General features: G+C 65.2%; 2 protein-coding genes and 1 pseudogene. 2 read left to right on the forward strand and 1 reads right to left on the reverse strand.

Annotation, left to right across the window (positions count from 1 at the left end):
- Nucleotides 1-1,256 (forward strand): DUF1522 domain-containing protein (locus tag JQ553_RS34195; protein ID WP_212504474.1); only part of this gene is annotated, 1,256 nt, incomplete at its 5' end.
- Between the two features lie 21 nt (nucleotides 1,257-1,277).
- On the opposite strand, the gene JQ553_RS34200 is transcribed toward JQ553_RS34195, so the two are convergent.
- Complete coding sequence (locus JQ553_RS34200) at nucleotides 1,278-1,463, reverse strand: hypothetical protein (RefSeq protein WP_212504475.1); 186 nt, start codon at nucleotides 1,461-1,463, stop codon at nucleotides 1,278-1,280.
- Between JQ553_RS34200 and JQ553_RS34205 the strand changes: the two are divergent.
- Nucleotides 1,453-1,898: pseudogene (locus JQ553_RS34205) on the forward strand (hypothetical protein); the annotation flags it as partial. The gene JQ553_RS34200 and the pseudogene JQ553_RS34205 overlap by 11 nt on opposite strands.

Below are 1,898 nucleotides of genomic sequence, written 5' to 3' on the forward strand. Positions count from 1 at the left end.
CCGCCACGTCGCTGACGACCTCGACCGCCGCCGACTCGATCACCGCGACCATCGCCGACGGCGATACGCTGACCGTCGACGGTCACACCATCACCTTCAAGACCGGTGCGCCCCCCGCCGCCGGCTCGGTGACGCCCGGCTCCGGCGTCTCCGGCAACGTCGTCACGGACGGTGCGGGCAACTCGCAGGTCTATCTCAACGCTGGTGGCGGCACCGTCGGCGACCTCCTGTCCGCGATCGACCTCGCCACCGGCGTCAAGACCGCCGCCAACTCGGCTGGCGTAGCCACCATCACCACCGCGACCGGCGCCACCGCCGCCTCGGTCAACGGCTCCGGCCAGCTCGTCATCTCGACCGGCACCACCGCCGACCTCTCGATCAGCTCGAGCAACGCGACCCTGCTGTCCTCGCTCGGTATCGGCACCGGCGGCGCGACCACGACCTTGGCGCGTACGCCGTCGAGCGGTTCGAACCTCACTATCGGCACTGTCCTGCAGATTGCCGCGGTCGGTACCGGCACGGCGACCAACATCACGTTTGGCACCGGCGCCGGCCAGGTCCACGATCTCAACGGGCTGAACGCGGCACTGGCGGGCAACAACCTGCAGGCCACCCTGGACTCCTCGGGCACCCTGACGATCCAGACCAACAACGACAACGCCTCGCAGCAGATCGGCGCGCTCACCGGCTCAACCAACCTGTTTGCCGGCAAGTCGGCCTCGGCTCCGGTCCAGGATCCGACCGCGCAGGCCACCCGCGCCGGCCTGGTCACGCAGTTCAACAACATCCTGTCGCAGATCACCACCACCGCGCAGGACTCCTCGTTCAACGGTGTCAACCTGCTGAACGGCGACTCGCTGAAGCTGGTGTTCAACGAGACCGGCAAGTCGACGCTGAGCATCACTGGCACGACGTTCAGCGCGGCCGGTCTTGGCCTGTCCAACCTGACGATCGGCATCGACTTCATCGACAACGTGGCGACCAACAAGGTGTTGACTTCGCTCTCGAACGCCTCCGACTCGCTGCGTGCGGAAGCGTCCTCGCTTGGATCCAACCTCTCGGTCGTGCAGATTCGGCAGGACTTTTCCAAGAACCTGATCAACGTGCTGCAGACCGGCTCGTCCAACCTGACGCTCGCCGACACCAACGAGGAAGCGGCCAACAGCCAGGCGCTGTCGACCCGCCAGTCGATCGCGGTGTCCGCGCTGGCGCTCGCCAACCAGAGCCAGCAGAGCGTGCTCCAGCTGCTCCGCTAAGCCACGCAACCAGAACGACAGCTAAAACGGCGGGGAAATCCCCGCCGTTTTCTTGTTAGGCGACCAATCGGGCGCGTTGGCCCCGTCAACGCGCCCGAGCGACATGCTTTGGCGATTTGAATTAACCTTCTGGTAGCCATAATCGAAATAAAATGGCGGCATCGGGCCAAGACAGTCCATCCAAAAGGTTGCCAGCATGTCCAGCATTGTTCTCTCCGCGTCCGTGCGCCAAAACCTGCTTTCGCTGCAGTCGACGGCTGATCTGCTCGCCACCACGCAGGTCCGCCTCTCCACCGGCAAGAAGGTCAACACCGCTCTCGACAATCCGACCAACTTCTTCACGGCGCAGTCGCTCGACAACCGTGCCAGCGACATCAACAATCTGCTGGACGGCATCAGCAACGGTGTGCAGGTGCTTCAGGCCGCCAACACCGGCCTCACCTCGCTGCAGAAGCTGGTCGACAGCGCCAAGTCGGTCGCCACTCAGGCGCTGCAGACCCAGGTCGGCTATTCCCCGAAGTCGAGCTTCTCGGTCTCCCTCGGCGCCGGCGCAACCGCCTCGAATCTGTTCGGCGGCAACTCCTACACCGCCGCGACCCTGACCGGTGTCGCCGCGGGCAACGCCAACACCACGGCGACCAC

The organism is Bradyrhizobium lablabi (assembly GCF_018131005.1).
Classification (GTDB): Bacteria; Pseudomonadota; Alphaproteobacteria; order Rhizobiales; family Xanthobacteraceae; genus Bradyrhizobium; species Bradyrhizobium lablabi_D.

What these genes read in the sequence shown, in the direction of transcription:
- JQ553_RS34200 (WP_212504475.1), bottom strand. Translation starts at nt 1,463, where the DNA reads ATGCTGGACATGCTGGCAACCTTTTGGATGGACTGTCTTGGCCCGATG.